This window comes from Pseudoxanthomonas sp. JBR18, assembly GCF_028198165.1.
In the GTDB taxonomy this organism is placed as follows: domain Bacteria; phylum Pseudomonadota; class Gammaproteobacteria; order Xanthomonadales; family Xanthomonadaceae; genus Pseudoxanthomonas_A.
This window is the reverse complement of the sequence record NZ_CP116339.1, coordinates 3,196,896-3,219,198: the sequence shown is the minus strand read 5'-3', so window position 1 is coordinate 3,219,198 and position 22,303 is coordinate 3,196,896. Positions and strand designations below refer to the sequence as shown.

Genomic DNA, 22,303 nt, shown 5'->3' with positions numbered 1-22,303 from the left:
ATCGGGCACTTCGGTGCAACGGAACGCTTCGGGCGCGGGTTTAGACTTGAGCGCCCTACGTCACGTTCCGAAGAGGCTTCGCCATGGGTCAATGGATCACGCTCACCACTGCCAAGGGCCCGGTCGCGGCCTGGCAAGCCGACCCCGTCGGCACCCCTCGCGGCAGCCTGGTCGTCATCCAGGAGATCTTCGGCGTGACCCAACACATCCGCGAGGTGGCCGAGCAGTACGCCGAGCAGGGCTACCTGGCCATCGCGCCGGCCTTCTTCGACCTGGTCGAGCCGGGCCTGGAACTGCCCTATGACGATGCCGGCATGAAGCGCGGCCTGGAGATCGTCGGCGAGATCGGCCTGGATGCGGCCGTGGACGTGGTGGAGATCGCCGCCAAGGCCGCGCGCACCGCCGCCGGCCACGAGAAGGTCGCCACCGTCGGCTACTGCTGGGGCGGCACCGTCGCCCTGCTCTCGGCCCAGCGCCTGGGCCTGCCGAGCATCAGCTACTACGGCGGCCGCAACGGTCAGTTCGTGGACCAGCCGCTGAAGGCGCCGGTGCAGTTCCACTTCGGCGAGCAGGACGCGCACATCACCCCGGACATCGTCGACGCCCAGCGCAAGGCCTGGCCGGACATGGATGTCTTCACCTATCCGGCCAACCATGCCTTCAACCGCGACGCCAGCCCTGCGGTCTACGACGAGCCCAGCGCCAAGCTGGCCTTCGGCCGTGCGGTGGCCTTCCTGCAGGAAAACATCGGCTAGGCGCCGGGCATGACCGACTTCCAGCTCGATCCGCGCCTGGCCGCCGACAGCGTCTTCGTCGCCGATGGCCCCTTGTCGCAGGTGCGGCTGATGGACGACACGCGCTTCCCGTGGCTGGTGCTGGTGCCGCGCGTGGCCGGAGCCACCGAGTGGATCGAACTGGACGGCGGCCAGCAGCGCCTGCTGCTGGCCGAGGTCAACCAGGCCGGGGCGCTGCTGCGCGCCGAGCCGGGCATCGAGAAGCTCAACATCGGCGCACTGGGCAACATCGTGCGCCAGCTCCACGTGCACCTGGTCGGACGTCACGCCGCAGACGCGGCCTGGCCCGGCCCGGTCTGGGGCAGTGGCACGGCCGTGCGCCACGCGCCTGACGCCTTGGAAGCGCAACGCGTCCGCTGGCGCAGCCTGCTGCGCTGATGACACCCGCGTTCGAAGCCCTCGCCGACGACGCCCTGCTGGTCCGCCTGGGCCAGACCATCGATCCCACCCTCAATCGCCAGGCGCTCGCCCTGGCCGACGCGCTGCGCGAGGCGGCGCCGGACTGGTTGCGCGACGTGGTGCCCGCCTATGCCAGCGTGGCGGTGTTCTTCGATCCGGTTGCGTGGCAAGACGACGCGCATGCGCAGGTCCGGCGCTGGATCGAAAGCCATCTGGACAACAGTGCGCGCACGCTGCGCCCTCCCGCAGCGCGCGTGATCGAGCTGCCCGTCTGCTACGGCGGTGCCTACGGGCAGGACCTTGACAGCGCGGCGGCCGAGCTGGAGCTATCGCCCGAATCGCTGATCGCACGCCACACCGCGGGCCGCTACACCGTGGCCATGACCGGCTTCGCGCCGGGCTTCCCTTATCTGCTGGGCCTGGACGCGGCGCTGGCCCTGCCGCGCCTGGCCACGCCGCGCGCCCGCGTCCCCGCCGGATCGGTCGCCATCGGTGGCGCGCAGACCGGCGTCTATCCACGTGAATCGCCCGGCGGCTGGCGCTTGCTGGGGCGCACGCCGCTGCGCCTGTTCGACGCCACGCGTGCCACGCCGGCCCTGCTTGCCCCGGGCGATGTCGTGCGTTTCGTGGCGATCTCGCCGGAGCAGTTCGAGGCGTCGGGGCGGTGAGTGCCTGGGAGGTCCTCGCGCCCGGCCTGCTGACCACCGTCCAGGACACCGGCCGCACGGGCTTGCGCCATCTTGGCGTGGCCGTGGCCGGTGCACTCGACCCGCTCGCGGCGTGGCTGGCCAACCGCCTGGTCGACAACCCCGCCCAGGCCGCCGTGCTCGAACTGACCCTGCGCGGCCCGACCCTGCGCCTGCCCGCGCCGGCGACGATCGCCCTGACCGGGGCCCGGATCCAGGCGCGCCTGGACGGCACATCGATCCCGATGGGGCGTCCGGTGCAAGTTCCGGCCGGCACACTGGTGTTGGGCGGGATTGGCGACGGAATCCGCAGCTACCTCGCCGTGGCCGGCGGCTTCGCGGTCACGCCGGTCCTGGGCAGCCGCAGCACCGACCTGCGTGGCGGTTTCGGCGGTCTGGAGGGGCGCGCCTTGCAGGCCGGCGACAGGCTCCCCGTCGACGCGCCGTCCGCGATCCATGGACGGTTGCCGCACTGGCCGCGCTGGTGGGTCGATCCCACCCCGGCGCCGGCGCCAATCCGCTACGTTCCTAGCACCGTGGCCGCCGCGCAGGCCCTGGCCGGCACGGCCTGGCAGGCCAGCCCGCGCAGCGACCGGCAGGGGCTGCGCCTGCAGGGACCGCCGCTGCCCGACGCGCCCGGCCCCGGCCTGTCCGAACCGGTGGCCCCCGGCACGCTCCAGCTTCCGCCCGATGGACAACCCATCGTGCTGCTGGCCGATGCGCAGACCGTCGGTGGCTATCCACGGCTGGGCCACGTGATCGGCGCCGACCTGCCGCGGCTGGCCCAGCTGCGTCCCGGGCAAGCGATGTGGTTCGAGGCGGTCACCCTGGCACAGGCCCAGGCCGCCGCTTGCGAGGTGCGTGCGCGCATGGCCAGAATCGGGTTGGCCCTGCACGCGGCGAGGCGATGACCCGCTCCCTGGATTTCAACTGCGACCTGGGCGAAGGCTGCGACGATGCCGCGGTCATGCCCTACATTTCCTCGGCCAGCATCGCCTGCGGCGGACATGCCGGCGACGCTGCGACCATGCGCCAGACCGTGGCCCTGTGCCTGCAGCATGGCGTGGCCATCGGTGCACACCCCTCCCATCTCGATCGCGCACATTTCGGCCGTCGCGCGCTCGACCTCACGCCGGCCCACGCCCACGCGCTGGTACTGGACCAGCTGCGCACGCTGCAGGCCATCGTCAACGCCGCCGGCGCCACGCTGCGCCACGTCAAGCCGCACGGCGCGCTCTACAACCAGGCCGCCGCCGACCCCGTGCTTGCGCGCGCCATCGCCACGGCCGTGCGCGACCACGATCCGACCCTGATCCTCTATGGCTTGTCCGACAGCGCACTGACCAGCGCCGGCACGGCGGCCGGTCTGCGGGTCGCACACGAAGTCTTCGCCGAGCGCCGCTACGAAGCCGATGGCCGCCTGACTCCGCGCGGGACGCCGGGCGCCAGCATCGAAGACACCCCGAGCGCGATCGCGCAGGTGCGCGCCCTGCTGCGGGGCCAGGTCACCGCCCGCACCGGCGAACCTGTCGCCCTGCGTGCCGATACCCTGTGCCTGCATGGCGACCGCCCCGATGCCGCCGACTTCGCCCGGGCCCTGCGCGCCGCCTTGGACGAGGTTGGCTGCCGCGTCGTCGCACCGTCCAAGCAGGCGCCATGAACGCCTGGCCGCTGCTGGGCATCGGCGTGGTGGTGCTGGGCTTCGTCCTGCGCTTCAACCCGCTGCTGGTCGTGATCGTGGCGGCGCTGACCAGTGGGCTGCTGGCGAAGATCGCCCTGCCCAACCTGCTGGCGCTGATCGGCAATGGCTTCGTCCAGAACCGCGCGCTGATGATGTTCCTGCTGACCCTGCCGGCCATCGGCCTGCTGGAGCACTACGGCCTGCGCGAACGGGCGCAGGCGTGGATCGTGCGTTTCCGCGGGCTGACCCTGGCGCGTTTTCAGATCGCCTACCTGGGCCTGCGCCAGCTCATCAGCATGGTCGGCCTGACCCACGTCGCCGGCCCGGCGCAGACCGTGCGCCCGCTGGTGGCGCCGATGAGCGAGGCGGCGGCCGAACGCGACCTCGGCCCGTTGCAGCCGCACGAACGCGAGCAGATCCGCGCCCATGCCGCGGCCACCGACAACATCGGCCTGTTCTTTGGCGAGGATGTGTTCGTGGCGATCGGCGCGGTGCTGCTGATCCAGGGCTTCTATGCGCGCAACGGCATCGTGCTCGAACCCCTGCATATCGCGCTGTGGGCGTTGCCCACGGCCGTGGCCGCCTTCGCTGTGCAGGCGCTGCGGCTGCTGCGGATGGAGCGTCGCCTGCGCCAGGCGCGCGTCGCGGAGCGCGCCACCACGGATGGCACGCCTCCGTGCTGAAGGCCGAATATTTCTACTGGCTGGTGGCCGTGCTGCTGGTGATCACCGCCCTGCACAACCTGCGCGCCCGACGCTGGGCGATGGGGGGCTTCTGGACCGTGCTGGCCGTGCCGTTCGCCGCCGGCGAGGCGATCCTGCAGGCGACAAAGGCCGGCGTGGCCTGGCCCGCGCAGGCCATGGGCGGCGGCGTGCTCGTGCTGGGCGTGCTGGCCGCCTTCCAGCGTCTGCAACCGCAGGGTGACAGCGAGGCCGAACAGCAGCGCCGGCAAGCCAGCGCGCAGCGCTTGCGCAACCGGCTGTTCGGCCCGGCGCTGGCCATCCCGCTGATCACGCTGGTGCTGTTCGTCTGCAGCACGTGGGTGCCCGGCCTGCAGGGGCTACTCGACCCCGGCGCGCTGACCCTGACCGCCCTGGCCGTGGCCAGCCTGACGGCATTGGGCTCGGCACTGTGGGTCACCCGTGCCGCGCCAGCACAGGGCGTGCGCCAGGGCGGTCGGCTGCTGGACGCACTGGGCTGGGCGGTGGTGCTGCCGCTGATGCTGGCCACGCTGGGGGGCGTGTTCGCGGCCACCGGCGTGGGCGAGGTCATCGCCACGCTGGTCGGCCGAGTGATCCCGATCGAAAGCCGCATGGCCTGCCTGCTGGCCTTCGCCGGCGGCATGGTGGTGTTCACCATGATCATGGGCAATGCCTTTGCCGCCTTTCCGGTGATGATGGCCGGTATCGGCCTGCCCCTGCTCATCCAGCGCCACGGCGCGGACCCGGCCAGCCTCGGCGCGCTGGGCATGCTGACCGGCTACTGCGGCACCCTGCTCACGCCGATGGCCGCCAACTTCAACATCGTCCCAGCGGTGCTGCTGGAACTGCGCGACCGCCACGGCGTCATTCGCGCCCAGGCGGCCACGGCTGGCGCGTTGCTGGTGTTCAACGTGGGCCTGATGGCCTGGGTGTGCTTCCGATGAGCCGCGTGCCGCGGATCCTGCTGGCCGGGTTCGAACCGTTCGGCGCCGACCCGACCAATCCCAGCTGGGACGCGGTCGCGCCCCTGCAGGGCGCATGCATCGGCGGCCATCGCGTGGAGACCCGCTGCCTGCCGGTGGCGTTCGAGACCGCGCTGACCGCCCTGCGCCAGGCGCTGGACGCGGTGCGCCCCCGGCTGCTGCTCTGCGTCGGCCTGGCCGGCGGGCGCGAGGGCCTGTCGCTGGAGCGGGTGGCCATCAACGTCATCGACGCACGCATCGCCGACAACCTGGGCGCGCAGCCGGTGGATGCACCGGTGGTCGAAGGCGGCCCGGCCGCGTACTTCAGCCGCTTGCCGATCAAGGCCATGCGCGCCGCGCTGCAGGCACAGGGCCTGCCGGCGCACATTTCCCAGACCGCCGGAACCTATGTCTGCAACCAGGTCTTCTACGGCGCCTGTCACCTGCTGCGGCGCCGGCGTGGAGTGCGTGCCGGGTTCATCCACGTGCCGTATTCGCCGGAGCTTGCAGCAACGCACCCGGGGCAGTTCGCACTGCCCGTGGACGTGGCCACCCAGGCCCTGCGCATCTGCCTGGAAGTCGCGCTGGACACGTCCGAGGACCTGGTCCTGGCCGGTGGCGCCGAGCACTGAGTCCGCGCACCTCGTCCAGCTCCGCGTGCGCTTCCGACCCGGCGCGCAGCTTCCGCCGCGGGCCGGCGCGCTGTTCCGACCGCGGACATCGCACCTGCCCACCTGCATGACGGGGAAAGTGTTGACTTGTGGCACCTGACCGCGCGCCAGCCGCGCGCAAGCATGGCGGCATCCACCAAGGAGCCACCGCCATGTCCCGTCACCTGATCCCCGCCCTGGTCCTGATCGTCCTGGGCACGCTGTTCCTGCTGGACAACCTGGGCGTGGTCGCTCTGGACGTCAGCAACCTCATCAGCACCTGGTGGCCGGCCCTGCTGATCCTGGCGGGCGTCAATCTGCTGCTGCGTCGCTACCGCGATCCTGCGCTGTGCGAACGGCGCTGAACGCAGGCGCGGCGTCGGTCAGCGCAGGCTGACCACGCGCGTCCCGGCAACCATGTCGTGCAGGCAACGATGGTCGTCGCGGAAGATCATCAAGGTATCGACCAGGACCAGGACCGACCCCAGGCAAGGAATGACGCCCACCACCTGCACGGGAAAGTAGCGCTTGAACAGCAGGGTCGAAAGCGTCGGCACCTGACCTTCCAGGTCGACGATGCGGATCCCGCAGAGCTTCTTGCCCCAGGTCTGGCCATTGGCCATCAGCGGCTTGAACTGGATCAGGGTGAAGGCCACCAGTCCGGCCAGCGTCCACAACGACATCATGGCGACGAGGACATCGCCGCCAGAGACACGCGCGGCATCCCAGTACCCCCCCAGATACATCGCAGGCCCCATGATCACCAGGGAAATCAGGCCATCACTCAAGGCCGCGCCCAACCGCGCGGTACGTGTGGCCAGGTCGTTCGGCTGGGCGGGATCCCGCGCATGCAGAGGCGCCTGCGGGCCCTGGTAGGGATTGTCGCTCTGGGTATTCATCATTCCTTCCTTGGACTGGGTTAAAAGGCTTGTCAGGTACGCGGCAGGGTGACGCCGGTCTGGCCCTGGTACTTGCCGCCACGGTCCTTGTAGCTGGTCTCGCACACTTCATCGGACTCGAAGAACAGCATCTGCGCCACGCCTTCGTTGGCGTAGATGCGCGCGGGCAGCGGCGTGGTGTTGGAGAATTCCAGGGTCACGTGGCCTTCCCACTCCGGCTCCAGCGGGGTGACATTCACGATGATGCCGCAGCGCGCATACGTGCTCTTGCCCAGGCATACCACCAGCGTGCTGCGCGGGATGCGGAAGTACTCCACCGTGCGCGCCAGGGCGAAGCTATTGGGCGGGATGATGCACACATCCGACTCCACGTCCACGAAGCTGCCGCTGTCGAAGTGCTTGGGATCGACGATGGTGGAGTTGATGTTGGTGAACACCTTGAACTCGCGCGAGCAGCGCACGTCGTAGCCGTAGCTGGAGGTGCCATAGCTGACGATGCGATGGCCGTCGGCGTCGTGCTTGATCTGGCCCGGCTCGAACGGCTCGATCATGCCGTGCTGTTCGGCCATGCGCTTGATCCAGCGGTCGGACTTGATGCTCATGCGGTCGTGGGTTCCCGGAAGATGGCGGTGGAGCGAGGCGCGCCATTGTAGGGCCCCGGCCGGGGCCTGTCCCGGCCCGGGACCTTGCGCTGACCGGTCGGCTTTGAACCTGCAGCCGGAGAAACTGGCGCGCAGCCGCCCATCCCGCGCGGCGATGGCACGGTCGCGCAGCACGCCTGCTCAGACCAGCGAGGCACCGATGGACATGGCCACCCGCGGCCGCTGGTCCAGCGCTTCCAGCAGCGCGCGCGCCGCCTGCCGGTAGGCCTGGGCCGCGGGCGATTGCGGCGCGGCATGGACCACCGGTTCGCCGGCGTCGCCCTGTTCGCGGATCCGCACTTCCAGCGGCAATGAACCCAGCAGCGGCACACCGTAATGGGTGGCCATCGCTTCGCCGCCGCCTTGGCCGAACAGGTGCTCGATATGGCCGCACTGGCTGCACACGTGCTGGGCCATGTTCTCGATGATGCCCAGCACGGGCACCTCGACCTTCTCGAACATCTTCAAGGCCTTGCGTGCATCCAGCGTCGCGATGTCCTGCGGGGTGGTCACGATCACCGCGCCGGCCACCGGGATCTTTTGCGACAGCGTCAGCTGGATGTCGCCAGTGCCCGGCGGCAGGTCGACCAAGAGCACGTCCAGATCCCCCCACAGGGTGTCGTTGAACAACTGGGTCAGCGCGCCGGTGGCCATCGGCCCGCGCCAGACCATGGGCGTATCGGGGTCGATCAGCAGCCCGATGGACATCGCCTCCAGCCCGAAGGCCCGCATCGGCTCGATCGACTTGTTGTCCGGACTCTCCGGGCGCCCGGACAGGCCGAGCATCGCCGGCACGCTCGGCCCGTAGATGTCCGCGTCCAGCACCCCGACCTTCAGCCCCTCCACGGCCAGGGCCAACGCCAGGTTCACCGCCGTGGTGGATTTGCCCACCCCGCCCTTGCCGGAACCGACGGCGATGACGTTGCGGACGCGGGGATGGGGCTGCAGGCCGCCCTGGGGCCGATGTGCGGGGATGGTCATGCCGTCATTGTCGCCCAGTCCTCATGGCCTCGCTTGGTGACCACTTCACTGGGCGGCTTGTACCAGCCTGGGCACAGGCTAAAGCAGCTCCTGATGGACCCGAAAGTGACAGAAATTGAACCATTTCTTTGACTCTCATCACAAATAAACTGTTCGCACTGCGTAAAATTCATGTTAATTTCGGGATATGCAAGTACATGCCAAGGACTGCCATTCATTTGAAGGATCGCGTTTAAAACGGGCAAAAAGGCCCAGTCATGTCGGGGAACAACACCTATGTCGTCTCGCAATCACACTGCTCCTAAGCGGCACCGCCTGAGTGCGGCCGTTTTCGCAGCCATGCTGCTACCCACTGCTGCCTTCGCGCAGGAAGCCGCATCGTCCGATCCCCAAGCGAAAAACCTGGAAAAGGTCGTGGTCACCGGTTCGCTGATCCCACAGACCGAGTTGGAGACGGTCTCTCCGGTCGTCACCATTACCGCCGACGATATCCAGGCGCGGGGTTTTAACAGCGTGGCAGAGGTGCTACAGGCCAGCACGATGGCCAGCGGTGGCGTGCAAGGCGGCGAAACCTCTGCCTCCTTCACCCAGGGTGCCGAGACGGTCAGCATGTTCGGCCTCAAGCCGGGCTACACCAAGTACCTGATCAACGGCCGCCCGATCGCCAATTACCCGGCGCTGTACAACGGTAGCGACGCCTTCAACAGCATCAGCGGCATCCCGCTCGATGCGGTGGAACGCATCGAAATCCTGCCGGGCGGCTCGTCCTCCCTTTACGGCTCCGACGCGCTGGCCGGCGTGGTCAACTTCATCCTCAAGCAGAGCTATGAAGGCAACACACTGCGCGTGCGCGGCGGCGCCACGAGCGAGGGCGGCGGCGGCAGCCTGCGCGTGTCCTTCACCAATGGCTTCAGCGCGATGGACGGCCGTCTCAACGCGGTTACCTCGGCGCAGTACGAAAAGCGCGACCCGGTTTGGGGCTATCAGCGCGCAGTGGCTGATTCAGTGAACCAGCACGGATACACCGCCCCGGTCGCCTCACGCGACTACCTGGTCTACGGCTACCAAAACATCGCCACCGACGGCTTCGACAATTTTGGCTACCTGCTGCCCGATGGCATTGACTGCTCCACCATCAGCGGCCAGTTTGGCGGTACCGAAGCCCTGCAGACCCGCCCTGGCTCAGGCCAGTATTGCGGATCATTCAGCTCGCCTGGTTATCGCACCATCCGTAATGGCAAGGAAAGCTATCTGCTGTACAACCGCACCACCTTCGATTTGAATGACAACAACCAGTTGTTCGTCGAAGTGCTGGGCAGCCACGAGGCGGCGGAATACGCGACGGGCAGCGGCTACACCTGGTGGGGTACTGGCAGCAAATACGGCTACTACTATGACCCGACCTACGATTCGTTCCTGAACCTGCAGCGTGCGTTCTCGCCTGAGGACATGGGCGGCGGCGGCTTCAACAACGTCCTGAACAAGGACACCACCAAGAGCTACACCATCACCATCGGCGCAACGGGCAGCTTCGGGCAGGCCTGGGATTACACCGCCGCCTTCACCCGCAACGAGAGCCGTCTGTCCTCTCGTAGCTGGGTTCGCTTCAACGACGCAATCAACGACTACTTCGACGAGCACGTGCTGGGCCCGCAGCAGGGACTTGATCCGTACTATGGAGCCTATCCTGTCTTCACCCCTGACTATGCGGCCTTCTACACGCAGATGTCGCCCGATGATTTCCGAAGCTTCAGTGGGTTTGGCACCGCCAAGGCCAAGACTTGGGACGACCTTTTCCGTGCCCAGGTGACCAACAGCGACCTGTTCTCCCTGCCAGGTGGTTCAGCCGGTTTGGCCGTGGCGGTCGAAGCGGGCAACGAAGGCTGGGATTACGTCCCGATTCCCGGAATCATGGACGGCGAAATTTGGGGCCAGACCGACGTGGCCGGCTCTGGCCATCGCACCAAGTACGCTGGCATGGCCGAACTGCGGCTGCCGGTGGCCAAGATGCTGACGGCCACGTTGTCCGGCCGCTATGACGCCTTCGACGCCTACGGCACTAAGACCGACAAACCGACTTGGAGCGCCGGCCTTGAATTCCGTCCGATCGAAAGCCTGCTGGTCCGCGGCAAGTACGGCACAGCGTTCAAGGCGCCGACGCTGGCCGACCAGTTCCAAGGCCTGAGCGGCTACTACACGCGGGACACCGATTACTATCGCTGCGGTCTGGAAGGCTATACGCCGGACAACACGACCGAATGTACCTACAACAGCCAGCAGTACTACGGTACGCAGGCGGGCAACACCGAGCTGAAGCCGATCAAGGCCGACACGTGGAGCGCCGGCATCGTGTGGGCGCCAATCACGAACATGTCCGTGAGCGCCGACTACTTGTCTTGGGACATCAAAGATGAGGTCAACCAGCTGGACGGTGACCAAATCCTGTTGCAGGAGTACTACTGCCGCCTGGGCCAAGCCGGCCCTGGTCTGACCAGTTGCGAGAATGCCTTGTCATGGGTCCAGCGCGATCCCGCCACCGGCCAGCTTGACTCGATCTTCACCCCCAAGGTGAATATCGCGCGCCAGAAGCTGGAACTGATCATGGTCAACGCGAAGTATCTGCTCGATATCGGTAATTTCGGCTCGCTGAACTTCAATGCCAACTACACCGCCAAGCGCAAACACGAACTGCAGACCGACCCGACCCAGGATTTCATCGACCTGATCAATTCGCCGCAGGCTAACTGGGTCTACGACTCAGGCCCGAAGTGGAAGGCTGACGCCTCGGTTGGCTGGGAAATCGACAAGTGGACCACCACGCTCTATGCCAACATGCTGGGCAGCACCCCGGACTACGTGGCGTACGTCGGAGATTCCTTCGACTACGTCAACAGTGCTGGAGTGAAGGCAGGCAAATGGGGCACATGGACCACGCTCAACCTGAGCGTGGGCTATAGGCCGATGGATAACCTGGGCCTGACGCTGATGGTCAGCAACATCGGCAACAAATTGCCCGATGGGCAGGCCTACAAGTATCCGGGTACCAGCACGACGCCGTATAACAGCTACCTGTACAGCGCCGTCGGCCGTGCGATCTATGCCGAAATGCGTTACGACTTTGGTAAGTAGCCGATCCTAGTTGTTGGTTGAAGTACAGAAGCCCCGCCGCGCGCGGGGCTTCTGCTTTCAGAAGTCGAACCGGTTCAACGCCGTGGTCACTGGCACCTACAAGAAGGGCGGAATCGGGCCATGAAGAGTGTTCATGCCGAAGGATTTCAGCGCCGAGTTCAAGCGTGGCGTGGTTGAGCAGGCCAGTCGGCCTGGGGTCAGTGGATGCACAAGCCCGCAATGCCCAAGATAGCTTGGGTCAGTCGCGCGTACCCAACCCCTCCTCCAGCAGGGCGCGCAAAGGATCCAGCCCTTCCCCATATCGACGCCAACGGCCTTGAAAGCGCGCATGCAGCGGTTCGCGCACCTGCACGGTACTGGCAGTTGCGCTCGGTGCCGAGTTCTCGTGGAAGGCCAAGCAACGAGGGTCCCACTCCAGCCCACAATACTGAAGCAGCGCACGCGTTGTGGTCTCCTGATCCTGGACAAGCGCCTCATAATGCAATGTGTGGATGCGCCCCGGATACAAACGCTCCCAGCCCCGCATCAGGCGCTCGAACATCAGGTAATAGCGACCCACATCTAACAAGTCGAAAGAGTAGTCGTAGTGAGGGGAATCTATCGCGAACAGCTGCCTGAAATTCCCTAGACAGGTATCCATCGGATCGCGCTGCAGACATACGACCTTGGCTCTGGGCAGTGCATGCAGGATGTACCCGACATATTGGAAATTGTGAGGAAGTTTGTCGATGAAGTGTGGGGTATGGCCGGTACCTGGACGTGTCGAATCGACATAGGCGCGCCCAAGAGCGGCCCAGTCCGTGGCAGAGATCTGCCGCAGCACCTCAGCATCCAGCAACGCGTCTCCGCCTTCTGAGCAGCTACGCCTCACTGCGATTGGAAAGTTGTTGAGCTCTCCGGCCGAATGGACCGCCGGGTGGCTTGAGAGAATGCGTTCGACAAGCGTGGTGCCAGAACGCGGCATGCCAACCACGAAGATGGGCTCCTCGCTGGCGTGACCCTGGCCAGGAGAATCCAAGTTGGAGAAAGCCTCCAGCACTCCCTCGAACAGGTCGCGATCGCGGCGCCACTGATAAGAACGTGTACGAGACAACACCGACTTGCCGGCAATCAGGTGGGTCAGCGCCTGCTCGTATTGGCCCAGGTCTTCCAGTTCGCGGGAGAGCGCAATGTTCAGGTGCAACTGTGCTTCGTCATCCAGCGCGTAGCGCGCCAGCAATGTACGCAACCGGTCCAGGTGATTGGACTGAGGAGTTTTTTTCCAGAGCTGGGCCAGGGCCAAGTGCGCCTTCCAGTGGCCGGGTGAAAGTGCCAAGCACGCTTCCAGTTCACGTTCGGCATGCTCAAGCCTGCCGGTGAAGGTCAATGCGGTGGCCAGGTTGAAGTGATACATCGCATTGCCCGGCACATGCCGTACAGCAGCCTCGAAGGCATCGACAGCGCGCAGATGATCATTAGCCTGGACGAACACTACGCCAAGCGTGTTGGCCGACAGTCCATCAAGCAACGGCAACCGCACCGCAGCGATGGCGACCTCGTGGGCTTGGCGCATATGTCCGTGCGAACACCATGCGCGCGCCAGCTGCGCGCGGTAGTCAGTCCTATCCGGGTTTAGCCAAACAGCCTGTTCCAAGTGCTGCAGCGCCGGCTGCAGCGCACGCATGCCCAGCGCGGCAACGCCAGCGACAAAGTGAACACCAGCGTGTGAGGCAGCCAGCGGCAGGAGCTTGTTAGCCAGGTCGTATGCAGACAACCAATCTCCGCGATTCAATGCCGCCACCGCCCGCTGATAAAGCTCTTGGACGTGCGTTTGGGGACTGCTCATGAACGACTGCTTGCTCCAGGGGCAAACGTGAGGCGCGAGTATGGATGATGCCATGCGTGCGCTGGGGCAGCGGGCCAGCTTGACGCCTGCTCGTCAATCATGCGCACAATCCGGTCATCGTGACTCGACAGACACCGATCCCTGGGAGGGGACCATGCGCAAGACCATCCTGATGTTGTCCATGCTGGCCCTGGCCAGTGCCGCCTCCAGCGCGCTGGCCGCCGACGGCGCGATCGGCCGCTGGAAGACTATCGACGACAAGACCGGCGACACCAAGTCCATCGTGGAGATCACCAAGGCCACCGATGGCAGCCTGACCGGCAAGGTCGTGGAAATCCTGAAGTCCGACCACGGTCCGAATCCCACCTGCGATCAATGCACCGGCGAGCGCAAGGGCAAGCCGATCAAGGGCATGACCATCCTGTGGGGCCTGACCCCGGACGGCACCAACGAGTGGGCCGGCGGCACGATCATGGACCCGGCCAACGGCAAGACCTACAAGTCCAAGATGGAGCTGCAGCCCGGGGGCACCAAGCTGGATGTCTCCGGCTGCATCATGTTCATCTGCCGGGCACAGACCTGGGTGCGCGAGTAACGCCCGCCACCGGCTCCGCGCGATCCAAGCCCGGCTCCGGCCGGGCTTTTTTGTGCCCAGGGGCCGGCAGGCGGGCATGCGATAATCGCGTCCCCCTCGTTCCGCTGTCTCCCCATGACCCGCACCGCGCTCGTTTCCAATGCCCTGCCCTACGCCAATGGCCCGCTGCACCTGGGCCACCTGGTGGGCTACATCCAGGCCGACATCTGGGTGCGGGCGCGACGCATGCGCGGCGACAACGTTTTCTACGTCTGCGCCGACGATACCCACGGCACGCCGATCATGCTGGCGGCCGAGAAGGCCGGTGTCACCCCGGAAGCCTTCATCGCCAACATCCAGGCCAGCCATGAGCGCGACTTCGCTGCGTTCGGCGTGGCGTTCGACCACTACGATTCGACCAACTCGCAGGTCAACCGCGAGCTGACCGAGCAGTTCTATCTCAAGCTCGAGCAGGCCGGCCACATCAGCCGCCGCAGCGTGGCCCAGTTCTACGACCCGGCCAAGGGCATGTTCCTGCCGGATCGGTACATCAAGGGCATCTGCCCCAACTGCGGCAGCGCCGACCAGTACGGCGACAACTGCGAGGTCTGCGGCGCCACGTATTCGCCGACCGATCTGAAGGAGCCCAAGTCGGTGATCTCCGGCGCCACGCCGGAGCTGCGCGACTCGGAGCACTTCTTCTTCGAGGTCGGGCACTTCGACGGCTTCCTGCGGCAGTGGCTGGCCGGCGATGTCGCCCTGCCCGGGGTCAAGGCCAAGCTGCGCGAGTGGCTGGATGCAGAAGGCGGCCTGCGCGCCTGGGACATCTCGCGCGATGCGCCCTACTTCGGCTTCGAGATTCCGAATCAGCCGGGCAAGTATTTCTACGTGTGGCTGGATGCGCCGATCGGCTACCTGTCCTCGTTCCGCAGCCTGTGCGCGCGGACCGGTGAAGACTTCGCCGCACACCTGGTCGCCGGCTCCCAGACCGAGTTGCACCATTTCATCGGCAAGGACATCGTCAACTTCCACGGCCTGTTCTGGCCGGCGGTGCTGCACGGCACCGGCTACCGCGCGCCGACGCGCCTGCACGTCAATGGCTACCTGACCGTGGACGGAGCCAAGATGTCCAAGTCGCGGGGCACCTTCATCATGGCCCGCACCTATCTGGATGTCGGGCTGGAGCCGGAGGCACTGCGTTACTACTTCGCGGCCAAATCCTCCGGCGGCACCGACGACCTGGACCTGAACCTGGGCGATTTCATCGCCCGCGTCAACGCGGACCTGGTCGGCAAGTTCGTCAACCTGGCCAGCCGCTGCGCCGGGTTCATCGGCAAGCGCTTCGACGGCAAGCTCGCAGACGCCCTGCCCGATGCGGCGCAGTACCAGCGCTTCGTCGAAGCACTGGCGCCGGTGCGCGAGGCCTACGAGCGCAACGATCCGGCCGCCGCCATCCGCCAGGTGATGGCGCTGGCCGACGAGGCCAACAAGTACATCGACGACCACAAGCCGTGGGTGATCGCCAAGCAGGAGGGCGCGGACGCCCAGTTGCAGGCGGTCTGTACCCAGGGCCTGAACCTGTTCCGCGTGCTGGTCGCCGGCCTCAAGCCGGTGCTGCCGCGCGTCACCGCCGAGGCCGAGGCCTTCCTGTCCGCGCCGGTGCTGGGCTGGGAGGAACTGGCCCAGCCGCTGACCGCGCACGTCATCCAGCCGTATGCCGCCCTGTTCACCCGCATTGACCCGAAACTGATCGACGCCATGACCGACGCCTCCAAGGACACCCTCGCCGCCGCGCCCGCCGCAGCCCCCGCCAAACCGCAGGAAAAGAAGCAGGCCGCCGCGCCGGCACCCGCAGCGGCACCTGGCGATGGCCCGGCCACCATCGGCATCGACGACTTCGCCAAGCTCGACCTGCGCATCGGCAAGGTGCTGGTGTGCGAGTTCGTGGAGGGCTCGGACAAGCTGCTGCGCTTCGAACTGGATGCCGGCGAGCTGGGCAAGCGCCAGATCTTCTCCGGCATCCGCGCCAGCTACGGCGAGCCAGACAAGCTGGTCGGCCGCAGCGTGGTGTTCATCGCCAACCTGGCGCCGCGCAAAATGCGCTTTGGCATCAGCGAAGGGATGATCCTGTCGGCGGGTTTCGACGGCGGCGCGCTGGCGTTGCTGGACGCCGACGCAGGCGCGCAGCCCGGCATGCCGGTGCGCTGACCGCGCAACGCCCGCAAGCGCCTTCACACCTCCGGCCGATGCGCACACCGTAGAGTCGGCCGAGCACCTTGCGCCCCGCTTCCATGCCCCCAGCGCCTTCGAGTCCCGATGCCAGTCCGCGATCCCAGCGTGCGCTGACCGGACTGAACTTCTTGATCGCCGATGTGCAGGACGGGCTTGGCCCCTTCCTGGGCGTCCAACTGCAGGCGCTGGGCTGGCAGGCCGGGGCCATCGGCCTGGCGATGACCGCCGGTGGTATCGCCGGACTGCTTGGCACGGTCCCGGCCGGCGCGCTGGTGGACGCCACCCGGCGCAAGCGTGCGGTCGTGGCGCTCGCCTGTCTGCTGACCGTGGCGAGCAGTTGCCTGGTACTGGTGTCGCATGCCTTTCCGGTGGTGGTCGCCTCGCAGGTGGCCAGCGGCCTGTGCGGGGCGATCATCGGTCCGGCGCTGACGGGATTGACGCTGGGCCTGGTGCGGCAGGCCGGGTTCGAACGGCAGATGGCGCGCAACCAGGTGGCCAACCATGCTGGCAACGTCATGGCGGCTCTGGTCGCCGGCTATCTGGGCTGGAAGTTCGGGCTGGTGGCCGTTTTCGCGCTCCTGGGCAGCTTTGCGCTGCTGGCCACCGCCAGCCTGTGGCTGATCGACCCACGCCAGATCGACCACCAGGCCGCACGCGGCAGCGAGATGGCCGGCGAAACGGCGCTGCCCGCGCAGGCGTTGCGCTGGCGTGCGCTGCTGCGACAGCGCACGCTGCTGTTGCTGGGCATCGCCTTGCTGTTCTTCCACCTGGGCAATGCGGCCATGCTGCCGCTGTATGGCCAGGCGGCGGTGGCCACGCATGCGGCCAACCCGGCGGTATTCACCGCCGCGACGGTGATCATCGCTCAACTGGTGATGGTGCTGGCCTCGCTGGCGGCGATGCGGCTGCTGCCGCGCTATGGGCATTGGTGGGTGCTGCTGATGACCTTCGTCGCCCTGCCGCTGCGCGGGCTGGTCGCGGCCAGCACGCTGGGCTCGATGTGGGGTGCCCTGCCGGTGCAGGCGCTGGATGGCATCGGTGCCGGTCTGCAGAGCGTGGCGGTGCCGACGACCGTCGCCAGCCTGATGCGCGGGACCGGGCGCACCAACGCCGCGCAGGGCCTGGTGATGACCCTGCAGGGCGTGGGCGCCTCGCTCAGTCCCGCGCTGGGCGGCTGGATCGCACAGAGCTGGAGCTATCGCGTCGCCTTCCTGGCGCTGGGCAGCGTGGCGGTGCTCTCCCTGGTGCCCTGGTTGCTGCCCGGCATGCGAACCGCTGCGCGAGACGCGATCGCATGACGCCCTGGCTGGTCTGGGCGACGACGGCGGCGACGGTGGGCTGCGTGGTGACGCGCCCCGGCCGCCTGCCCGAATGGGTCTACGCCGTGGCTGGCGCGCTGGTCGTGGCGCTGGCCGGCGCCCTGCCGTGGATGGATGTGGGCCATGCGGTGGGCGAAGGCCTGGATGTGTACCTGTTCCTGGCCGGCATGCTGCTGCTGTCTGAACTTGCGCGCCGCGAAGGCCTGTTCGACTGGGTCGCGCAGTTGGCGGTGCGGCATGCACGCGGATCGGGGCGGCGCTTGTTCGCGCTGGTGTTCGCCACCGGGGTGGTCGTGACGACGTTCTTGTCCAACGATGCCACCGCCGTGGTGCTGACCCCGGCGGTCATCGCAGTGGCACGCAAGGCGCGCGCGCCGATGCTGCCGCTGTTGTTCGCCTGCGCCTTCGTCGCCAACGCGGCCAGCTTCGTGCTGCCGATCTCCAACCCGGCCAACCTGGTGATGTTCGGCACGCACATGCCGCCGTTGCCGCAGTGGCTGGTGCGGTTCGGGCTGCCTTCGCTGGTCGCCATCGTGCTGACCTTTGCGGTGCTGGCCTGGAGCCAGCGGCGCGCGCTGGCCGGCGCGGTCTCCACGGACGTTCCGCTGACGCCGATCAACGCCCACGCCCGGCTGACGCTATACGCCCTGGGCGCGACCGCGCTGGTGCTGATGCTGGCGTCGTGGCGGAACTGGCCATTGGGCTGGCCGACTGCGGCGATGGCCGTGCTGGCGGTGCTGGCCGTCTCGCTACGCAGTCGCAGCGCGCCGTGGCCAGTGCTGACCGGCGTCAACTGGGGCGTGCTGCCGCTGGTGGCTGGGTTGTTCGTGCTGGTCGAGGCACTGCGCCAGACCGGCTTGGTGGCGACGCTGGCCAGCCTGCTGCGCGACCAGCTCCTGGCCGGCACGCCCCAGGCCACTTGGATGATCGCAGTCGCCACGACCATCGCAGGCAACCTTGCCAACAACCTGCCGGTCGGGCTGCTGACCAGCGCCACACTGGCCCAGGCCGCACCACCGGAAGTGGTGCGCGACGCCGCGCTGATCGCGGTGGACCTGGGCCCCAATATCGCCGTCAGCGGTTCGCTGGCGACCCTGTTGTGGCTGTCGATCCTGCGCCGCGAGGGCGAGCACGTGGGCTTCTTCCAGTTCCTGCGCCTGGGTCTGCTGGTCACCCTACCCGCGCTGGCCGCGGCGATCGCCGTGCGCCTGGCGCTGGGCTGAAGGTATTTCAAGGATCACGATGCAGCTGGCGCTTTTCGACTTCGACCACACGCTGACCACGCGCGATACCTACGCGGGTTTTCTGCGCCGCATCGCGACGCCGGAGCAACTGGCGCGGGCGAAGTGGAACGTGGCCCCTTGGCTGCTGGCTTACCGGGCCAGACTGATGTCGGCCGCGTCGATCCGCGCGCGGGTCACGCGGATTGGCTTCGGCGGCCGCAGGCTGGACGATGTCTATGACGCCGGCGCGCGGTATGCCGCGCAGGTGCTGCCAGGGCTGATTCGTCCCGAGATGCGCCACGCCCTCAAGACGCACCTGCAGCGTGGCGACACCGTCGTGGTGGTCTCGGCCTCCTTGGACGCGTATCTGCAGCCCTGGTGTCGCGCCGAAGGACTGGAACTCATCTGTAACCGGCTGGAGAGCCGTGCCGGCCTCTGCACGGGGCGTTACGACATCGCCGACTGTGGCCCGCGCAAGGTGGAACGGATCCAGGCGCAGTACGATCTCACCGCGTTCGACCGCATCCACGCCTACGGCGACAGCGCCGAAGACAAGCCCATGCTGGCGCTGGCGCACGCGCGCTGGTATCGCGGCCGCCGCGTCTCCTGACCCAAGTTACCCTGACCCCACACCGCGCAGCCTTCGCCACGCATGACCAACGCCCCGCTCTCTCTCGCCGACCGCCTCGACCGCCTGCTGCCGCAGACCCAATGCGGGCAATGCGGCTTCGATGGCTGCCGGCCCTATGCCGAGGCGATGGCGCGTGGCCAGGCCGGCGTGGAGCGCTGCCCGCCGGGTGGTGATGCCGGTGCACGTGCCCTGGCCCGATTGCTCGACGTGCCCGCGGTGCCATTCGACCGCAATCGTGGTCAGCACCTGCCGCCGCAGGTGGCGCTGATCGTCGAAGCCGACTGCATCGGCTGCACCAAGTGCATCCAGGCCTGTCCGGTGGACGCCATCATCGGCGGCGCCAAGTTCATGCACACCGTGCTGGAGGACCTGTGCACCGGCTGTGGCCTGTGCGTCCCGCCGTGCCCGGTGGACTGCATCGAAATGATCGCGGCGGACGCAACTGCCGCCTGATTCACTCGCCGACCGGCGCGCCGCCCTGCGCCAGCAGGTCGCGCAGTTCGTCGACCATCGGCCCGTAGCGCTTCCAGCGCTGCAGCGAACTGCGGTAGATCTTCGAGCGCACCTGTACGGCGCTGGCCGTGGACACCGGCGCGGTGTTCTTCTCGAACTGCAGGCAGGCGTCCTCCCACGGCAGGCCGCAATGTTCGAGCAGGCGCCGGGTCTGGCCTTCCTGGTCGTCGACCACGTCCTCGTAGTGCACTTCCAGGATGCGGCCAGGCATCACCTGCTGAAAATGGTGCATCAGTCGGTCAAATAGCAGCCAATACCTGCCTGTTTCGAGCAAGTCGAACGAGTAGTTGTAAACGGGGGACGTCAGCGCGAAGAGCTGTCGAAAATTCGCGATGCAGCTGTCCATGGGATCACGCCGCAGGCAGATCATCTTCGCGTTCGGCATCGCGCGCGCAATCCAGCCAGCGTAGAGAAAGTTGTGGGGAAGCTTGTCAATGAATCGTGGCGTGTGACCGGTGAGCGGCCGCGTCCCTGCCAGATAGCTGGCGCCAAGTGCCTGCCAGTTCAAATGGGCGCTGGCGAAGACGGTGGACCGGTCAAGCGGCCAAGGCGTGCGTGATCCCGTGGCACGCTTGAAGGACAAAGGAAATACTTGCAGCTCGCCGGCCGCATGCACCTGAGAATGCGACGACACGATACGCTCCACCAGCGTTGTTCCAGTGCGCGGCATTCCAAAGATGAAGATCGGCTCATCCGTTCGATGACCTGCCTCGGGGGCAGGCACGGCACTACAGGTTTCGATAATGGCGTCGAAGATGGCGGCGTCCGAGTCACCTGATCGGTCCAGTTGCCCCTGCCACGCGCGCTTTCCTGCGATGAGATGGCCGAGCGCCCGCTCGTAGTCGCCGAGATCGTCGTACTCTTTTTCCAGCGCAAGATGGAGATACAGCGCCGCATCAGGCCGGACATCGTTGCCTGCGAGAAGAGACTCCAACCGGGGGATGTGGTTGCTGGCGGGAGTCTGTTTGGAAAGTTGCGCCAAGGTCAGGTGGGCTTTCCAGAAGTGCGGATCCAGGCCGATACATGTTTCGCATGCTTCGACAGCCCGCGTGAGATCGCCGTTGGCTGTCAGCGAAGTTGCCAGATTGAAGTGCAGGCTGGCTTGTCCAGGCAGGCGTTGCACGGCGCGCTCGAACGCCTGGACAGCTTGACCGTGCGCGTTGGCGCGGGTGTAGACCACCGCCAGCGTATTCAGGGTCAAGGGGTCGTCTGGCCCCAGCGACATCGCGCGGTCGGCCTGCTCGATCGCTTCCCTCTGCAGATGACATTCCAACAGCACACGGGCCAGCTGCGCGGCGTAATCAGAACGCGCCGGACTGAGCTGCACCGCCGCGCTCATATGTCGAAACGCGGCCCGCATGTCACCCATCTCCAGGGCGGCAATTCCACAGACGAAATGCACCCCACCATGCCGCGGCGCTTGCAGCACGATCGCATCGGCGATCTGTCGCGCACGGTTCCAGTCCCGCTGATTGAGTGCTTCGATCGCCGCGCCGTATTGCGCGCGCAGTTGCATCTCCGAACGTCGATCGGCTTGATTCATCGCGCTGCCTTGCAGGCGCTGCAGATCCGCTCCACCGCGTACCCTTTCGCGCGCAGCTTCTCGACGACGCCGTCGGGGCCGAGCAGGTGCAGCGCGCCCACGACGACCAGGGTGTCATCGTCACCCGGGCCTTCGAGGCGCTGGGCCAGCTTCGGGACCCAGGCATCGTTGCGCGCCACGTTGATGCGCTGATAGAGCTGCGGGTACTCGCGCTTCATGTCGGCGGCCATGCCATCGCGCAGGGTCGCAATATCGCCGTCACGCCAGGCGTCATGCAGGCGCGCGCTTTCGGCCGCGCCGGTGGCCCCGGCGTCGTCCAGGGTCTCGGCCAGGTACTGCTCCTGTTCGAGCGGCGTCATCCCATCGAGCATGTCGATCTGCTGCTGGCCACGCTCCAGCCCCGTGACGGGCTTGCCGGCCTGACGCGCCAACTCGATGAAATGCACGTCCAGGCCGAGCTTGGGGTCCAACCCCTGCGCCACCATCTCCTGCAGGCTGACGCTGATCGCCACCAACCAGGGCTCCAGGTGCTGGAAGCTCTCCACCGGCAGGTTGTGCGCATGCGCGTAATCCACCAGCGCCTGCCAAGTCGACGGGTTGAGGCGCTGCTCCAGCGTCTGGCCGTCTGGCAGCCGCGCGGCGGCATACATGGCCTGGCCCAGCGCAGGCGAAGACAGTTCGTCACCGGACAGCTCCAGCACGAGCTGCTCGGCATCGGCGAACGCGGCGTCCACGTCCGCAGAAAGGGGGTAGTCATCGGGCTTGAGCAGATGAAAGGAGCCCAGCAGGTACAGGGTGTGCTGACCGTGGGTCACCTTCCACAACAGCGGCACCGGTGGCGCGGCACTGGCCAAGAGCGGCACGCAGGCCAGACACAGGCCCAGCCACAGGCGCAGGCCGCCACCCCGCCAGCGGGTCAC

General features: G+C 67.0%; 22 protein-coding genes. 16 read left to right on the top strand and 6 right to left on the bottom strand.

Going from position 1 to position 22,303, the window contains the following annotated elements:
• Positions 1-83 precede the first annotated feature (83 nt).
• From PJ250_RS14535 to PJ250_RS14495, 9 genes are all read left to right on the top strand, one after another.
• Positions 84-755: a dienelactone hydrolase family protein gene (locus PJ250_RS14535; RefSeq protein ID WP_271645286.1), complete on the top strand. Its 672-nt coding sequence runs from the start codon at positions 84-86 to the stop codon at positions 753-755.
• Between the two features lie 9 nt (positions 756-764).
• Positions 765-1,172: an HIT domain-containing protein gene (locus PJ250_RS14530; protein WP_271645285.1), complete on the top strand. Its 408-nt coding sequence runs from the start codon at positions 765-767 to the stop codon at positions 1,170-1,172.
• Positions 1,172-1,861, top strand: coding sequence for a 5-oxoprolinase subunit PxpB (gene pxpB / locus PJ250_RS14525; RefSeq protein WP_271645284.1), 690 nt, complete (start codon positions 1,172-1,174; stop codon positions 1,859-1,861). Before PJ250_RS14530 ends, pxpB begins: the two co-directional genes overlap by 1 nt.
• Positions 1,858-2,790, top strand: coding sequence for a 5-oxoprolinase subunit C family protein (locus tag PJ250_RS14520; RefSeq protein WP_271645283.1), 933 nt, complete (start codon positions 1,858-1,860; stop codon positions 2,788-2,790). Before pxpB ends, PJ250_RS14520 begins: the two co-directional genes overlap by 4 nt.
• The gene (locus PJ250_RS14515) at positions 2,787-3,539 is read left to right on the top strand and encodes a 5-oxoprolinase subunit PxpA (protein WP_271645282.1); all 753 of its coding nucleotides are present in this window, start codon (positions 2,787-2,789) and stop codon (positions 3,537-3,539) included. The genes PJ250_RS14520 and PJ250_RS14515 overlap by 4 nt, the downstream gene beginning before the upstream one ends.
• Positions 3,536-4,243, top strand: a complete 708-nt coding sequence (locus PJ250_RS14510) for a DUF969 domain-containing protein (protein ID WP_271645281.1) — start codon at positions 3,536-3,538, stop codon at positions 4,241-4,243. Before PJ250_RS14515 ends, PJ250_RS14510 begins: the two co-directional genes overlap by 4 nt.
• Positions 4,237-5,205, top strand: a complete 969-nt coding sequence (locus PJ250_RS14505) for a DUF979 domain-containing protein (RefSeq protein ID WP_271645280.1) — start codon at positions 4,237-4,239, stop codon at positions 5,203-5,205. Before PJ250_RS14510 ends, PJ250_RS14505 begins: the two co-directional genes overlap by 7 nt.
• Positions 5,202-5,855, top strand: coding sequence for a pyroglutamyl-peptidase I (gene pcp / locus PJ250_RS14500; RefSeq protein ID WP_271645279.1), 654 nt, complete (start codon positions 5,202-5,204; stop codon positions 5,853-5,855). Before PJ250_RS14505 ends, pcp begins: the two co-directional genes overlap by 4 nt.
• Before the next feature lie 191 nt (positions 5,856-6,046).
• The gene (locus PJ250_RS14495; protein ID WP_271645278.1) at positions 6,047-6,238 is read left to right on the top strand and encodes a LiaI-LiaF-like domain-containing protein; all 192 of its coding nucleotides are present in this window, start codon (positions 6,047-6,049) and stop codon (positions 6,236-6,238) included.
• Between the two features lie 18 nt (positions 6,239-6,256).
• Here the strand turns inward: PJ250_RS14495 and PJ250_RS14490 are convergent, their stop codons facing one another.
• The 3 genes from PJ250_RS14490 to apbC all read right to left on the bottom strand — a co-directional run bounded on the left by PJ250_RS14490 (position 6,257) and on the right by apbC (position 8,394).
• The gene (locus PJ250_RS14490; protein ID WP_271645277.1) at positions 6,257-6,772 is read right to left on the bottom strand and encodes an RDD family protein; all 516 of its coding nucleotides are present in this window, start codon (positions 6,770-6,772) and stop codon (positions 6,257-6,259) included.
• A 32-nt stretch (positions 6,773-6,804) separates the two neighbouring features.
• Positions 6,805-7,374, bottom strand: coding sequence for a dCTP deaminase (gene dcd / locus PJ250_RS14485; protein WP_271645276.1), 570 nt, complete (start codon positions 7,372-7,374; stop codon positions 6,805-6,807).
• 180 nt (positions 7,375-7,554) lie between these two features.
• On the bottom strand, positions 7,555-8,394 hold the full coding sequence (gene apbC / locus PJ250_RS14480; protein WP_271645275.1) for an iron-sulfur cluster carrier protein ApbC: 840 nt from the start codon (positions 8,392-8,394) through the stop codon (positions 7,555-7,557).
• A gap of 339 nt (positions 8,395-8,733) precedes the next feature.
• Here apbC and PJ250_RS14475 point away from each other — a divergent pair, with 339 nt between their 5' ends.
• Entirely contained in the window at positions 8,734-11,523 is a 2,790-nt protein-coding gene (locus PJ250_RS14475) for a TonB-dependent receptor plug domain-containing protein (protein WP_271645274.1), read from the top strand.
• A 238-nt stretch (positions 11,524-11,761) separates the two neighbouring features.
• Here PJ250_RS14475 and PJ250_RS14470 read toward each other — a convergent pair whose 3' ends face one another.
• Complete coding sequence (locus PJ250_RS14470) at positions 11,762-13,348, bottom strand: tetratricopeptide repeat-containing sulfotransferase family protein (RefSeq protein ID WP_271645273.1); 1,587 nt, start codon at positions 13,346-13,348, stop codon at positions 11,762-11,764.
• A gap of 154 nt (positions 13,349-13,502) precedes the next feature.
• On the opposite strand from PJ250_RS14470, the gene PJ250_RS14465 reads away from it, so the two are divergent.
• The 6 genes from PJ250_RS14465 (at position 13,503) to rnfB (ending at position 19,780) form a co-directional block, all read left to right on the top strand.
• A complete protein-coding gene (locus PJ250_RS14465; protein WP_271645272.1) occupies positions 13,503-13,943 on the top strand; it encodes a DUF2147 domain-containing protein in 441 nt (146 codons plus the stop codon).
• Positions 13,944-14,057: 114 nt separating this feature from the next.
• A complete protein-coding gene (gene metG / locus PJ250_RS14460) occupies positions 14,058-16,130 on the top strand; it encodes a methionine--tRNA ligase (RefSeq protein ID WP_271645271.1) in 2,073 nt (690 codons plus the stop codon).
• Positions 16,131-16,213: 83 nt separating this feature from the next.
• Positions 16,214-17,452: an MFS transporter gene (locus PJ250_RS14455; protein WP_271645270.1), complete on the top strand. Its 1,239-nt coding sequence runs from the start codon at positions 16,214-16,216 to the stop codon at positions 17,450-17,452.
• The gene (locus PJ250_RS14450; protein ID WP_271645269.1) at positions 17,449-18,696 is read left to right on the top strand and encodes an arsenic transporter; all 1,248 of its coding nucleotides are present in this window, start codon (positions 17,449-17,451) and stop codon (positions 18,694-18,696) included. The genes PJ250_RS14455 and PJ250_RS14450 overlap by 4 nt, the downstream gene beginning before the upstream one ends.
• 19 nt (positions 18,697-18,715) lie before the next feature.
• Positions 18,716-19,306, top strand: a complete 591-nt coding sequence (locus tag PJ250_RS14445; RefSeq protein ID WP_271645268.1) for an HAD-IB family hydrolase — start codon at positions 18,716-18,718, stop codon at positions 19,304-19,306.
• Between the two features lie 42 nt (positions 19,307-19,348).
• Complete coding sequence (gene rnfB, locus PJ250_RS14440) at positions 19,349-19,780, top strand: Rnf electron transport complex subunit RnfB (RefSeq protein ID WP_271645267.1); 432 nt, start codon at positions 19,349-19,351, stop codon at positions 19,778-19,780.
• A gap of 1 nt (position 19,781) precedes the next feature.
• Here rnfB and PJ250_RS14435 read toward each other — a convergent pair whose 3' ends face one another.
• Positions 19,782-21,383, bottom strand: a complete 1,602-nt coding sequence (locus tag PJ250_RS14435; protein WP_271645266.1) for a tetratricopeptide repeat-containing sulfotransferase family protein — start codon at positions 21,381-21,383, stop codon at positions 19,782-19,784.
• Complete coding sequence (locus tag PJ250_RS14430; RefSeq protein ID WP_271645265.1) at positions 21,380-22,303, bottom strand: TraB/GumN family protein; 924 nt, start codon at positions 22,301-22,303, stop codon at positions 21,380-21,382. Before PJ250_RS14430 ends, PJ250_RS14435 begins: the two co-directional genes overlap by 4 nt.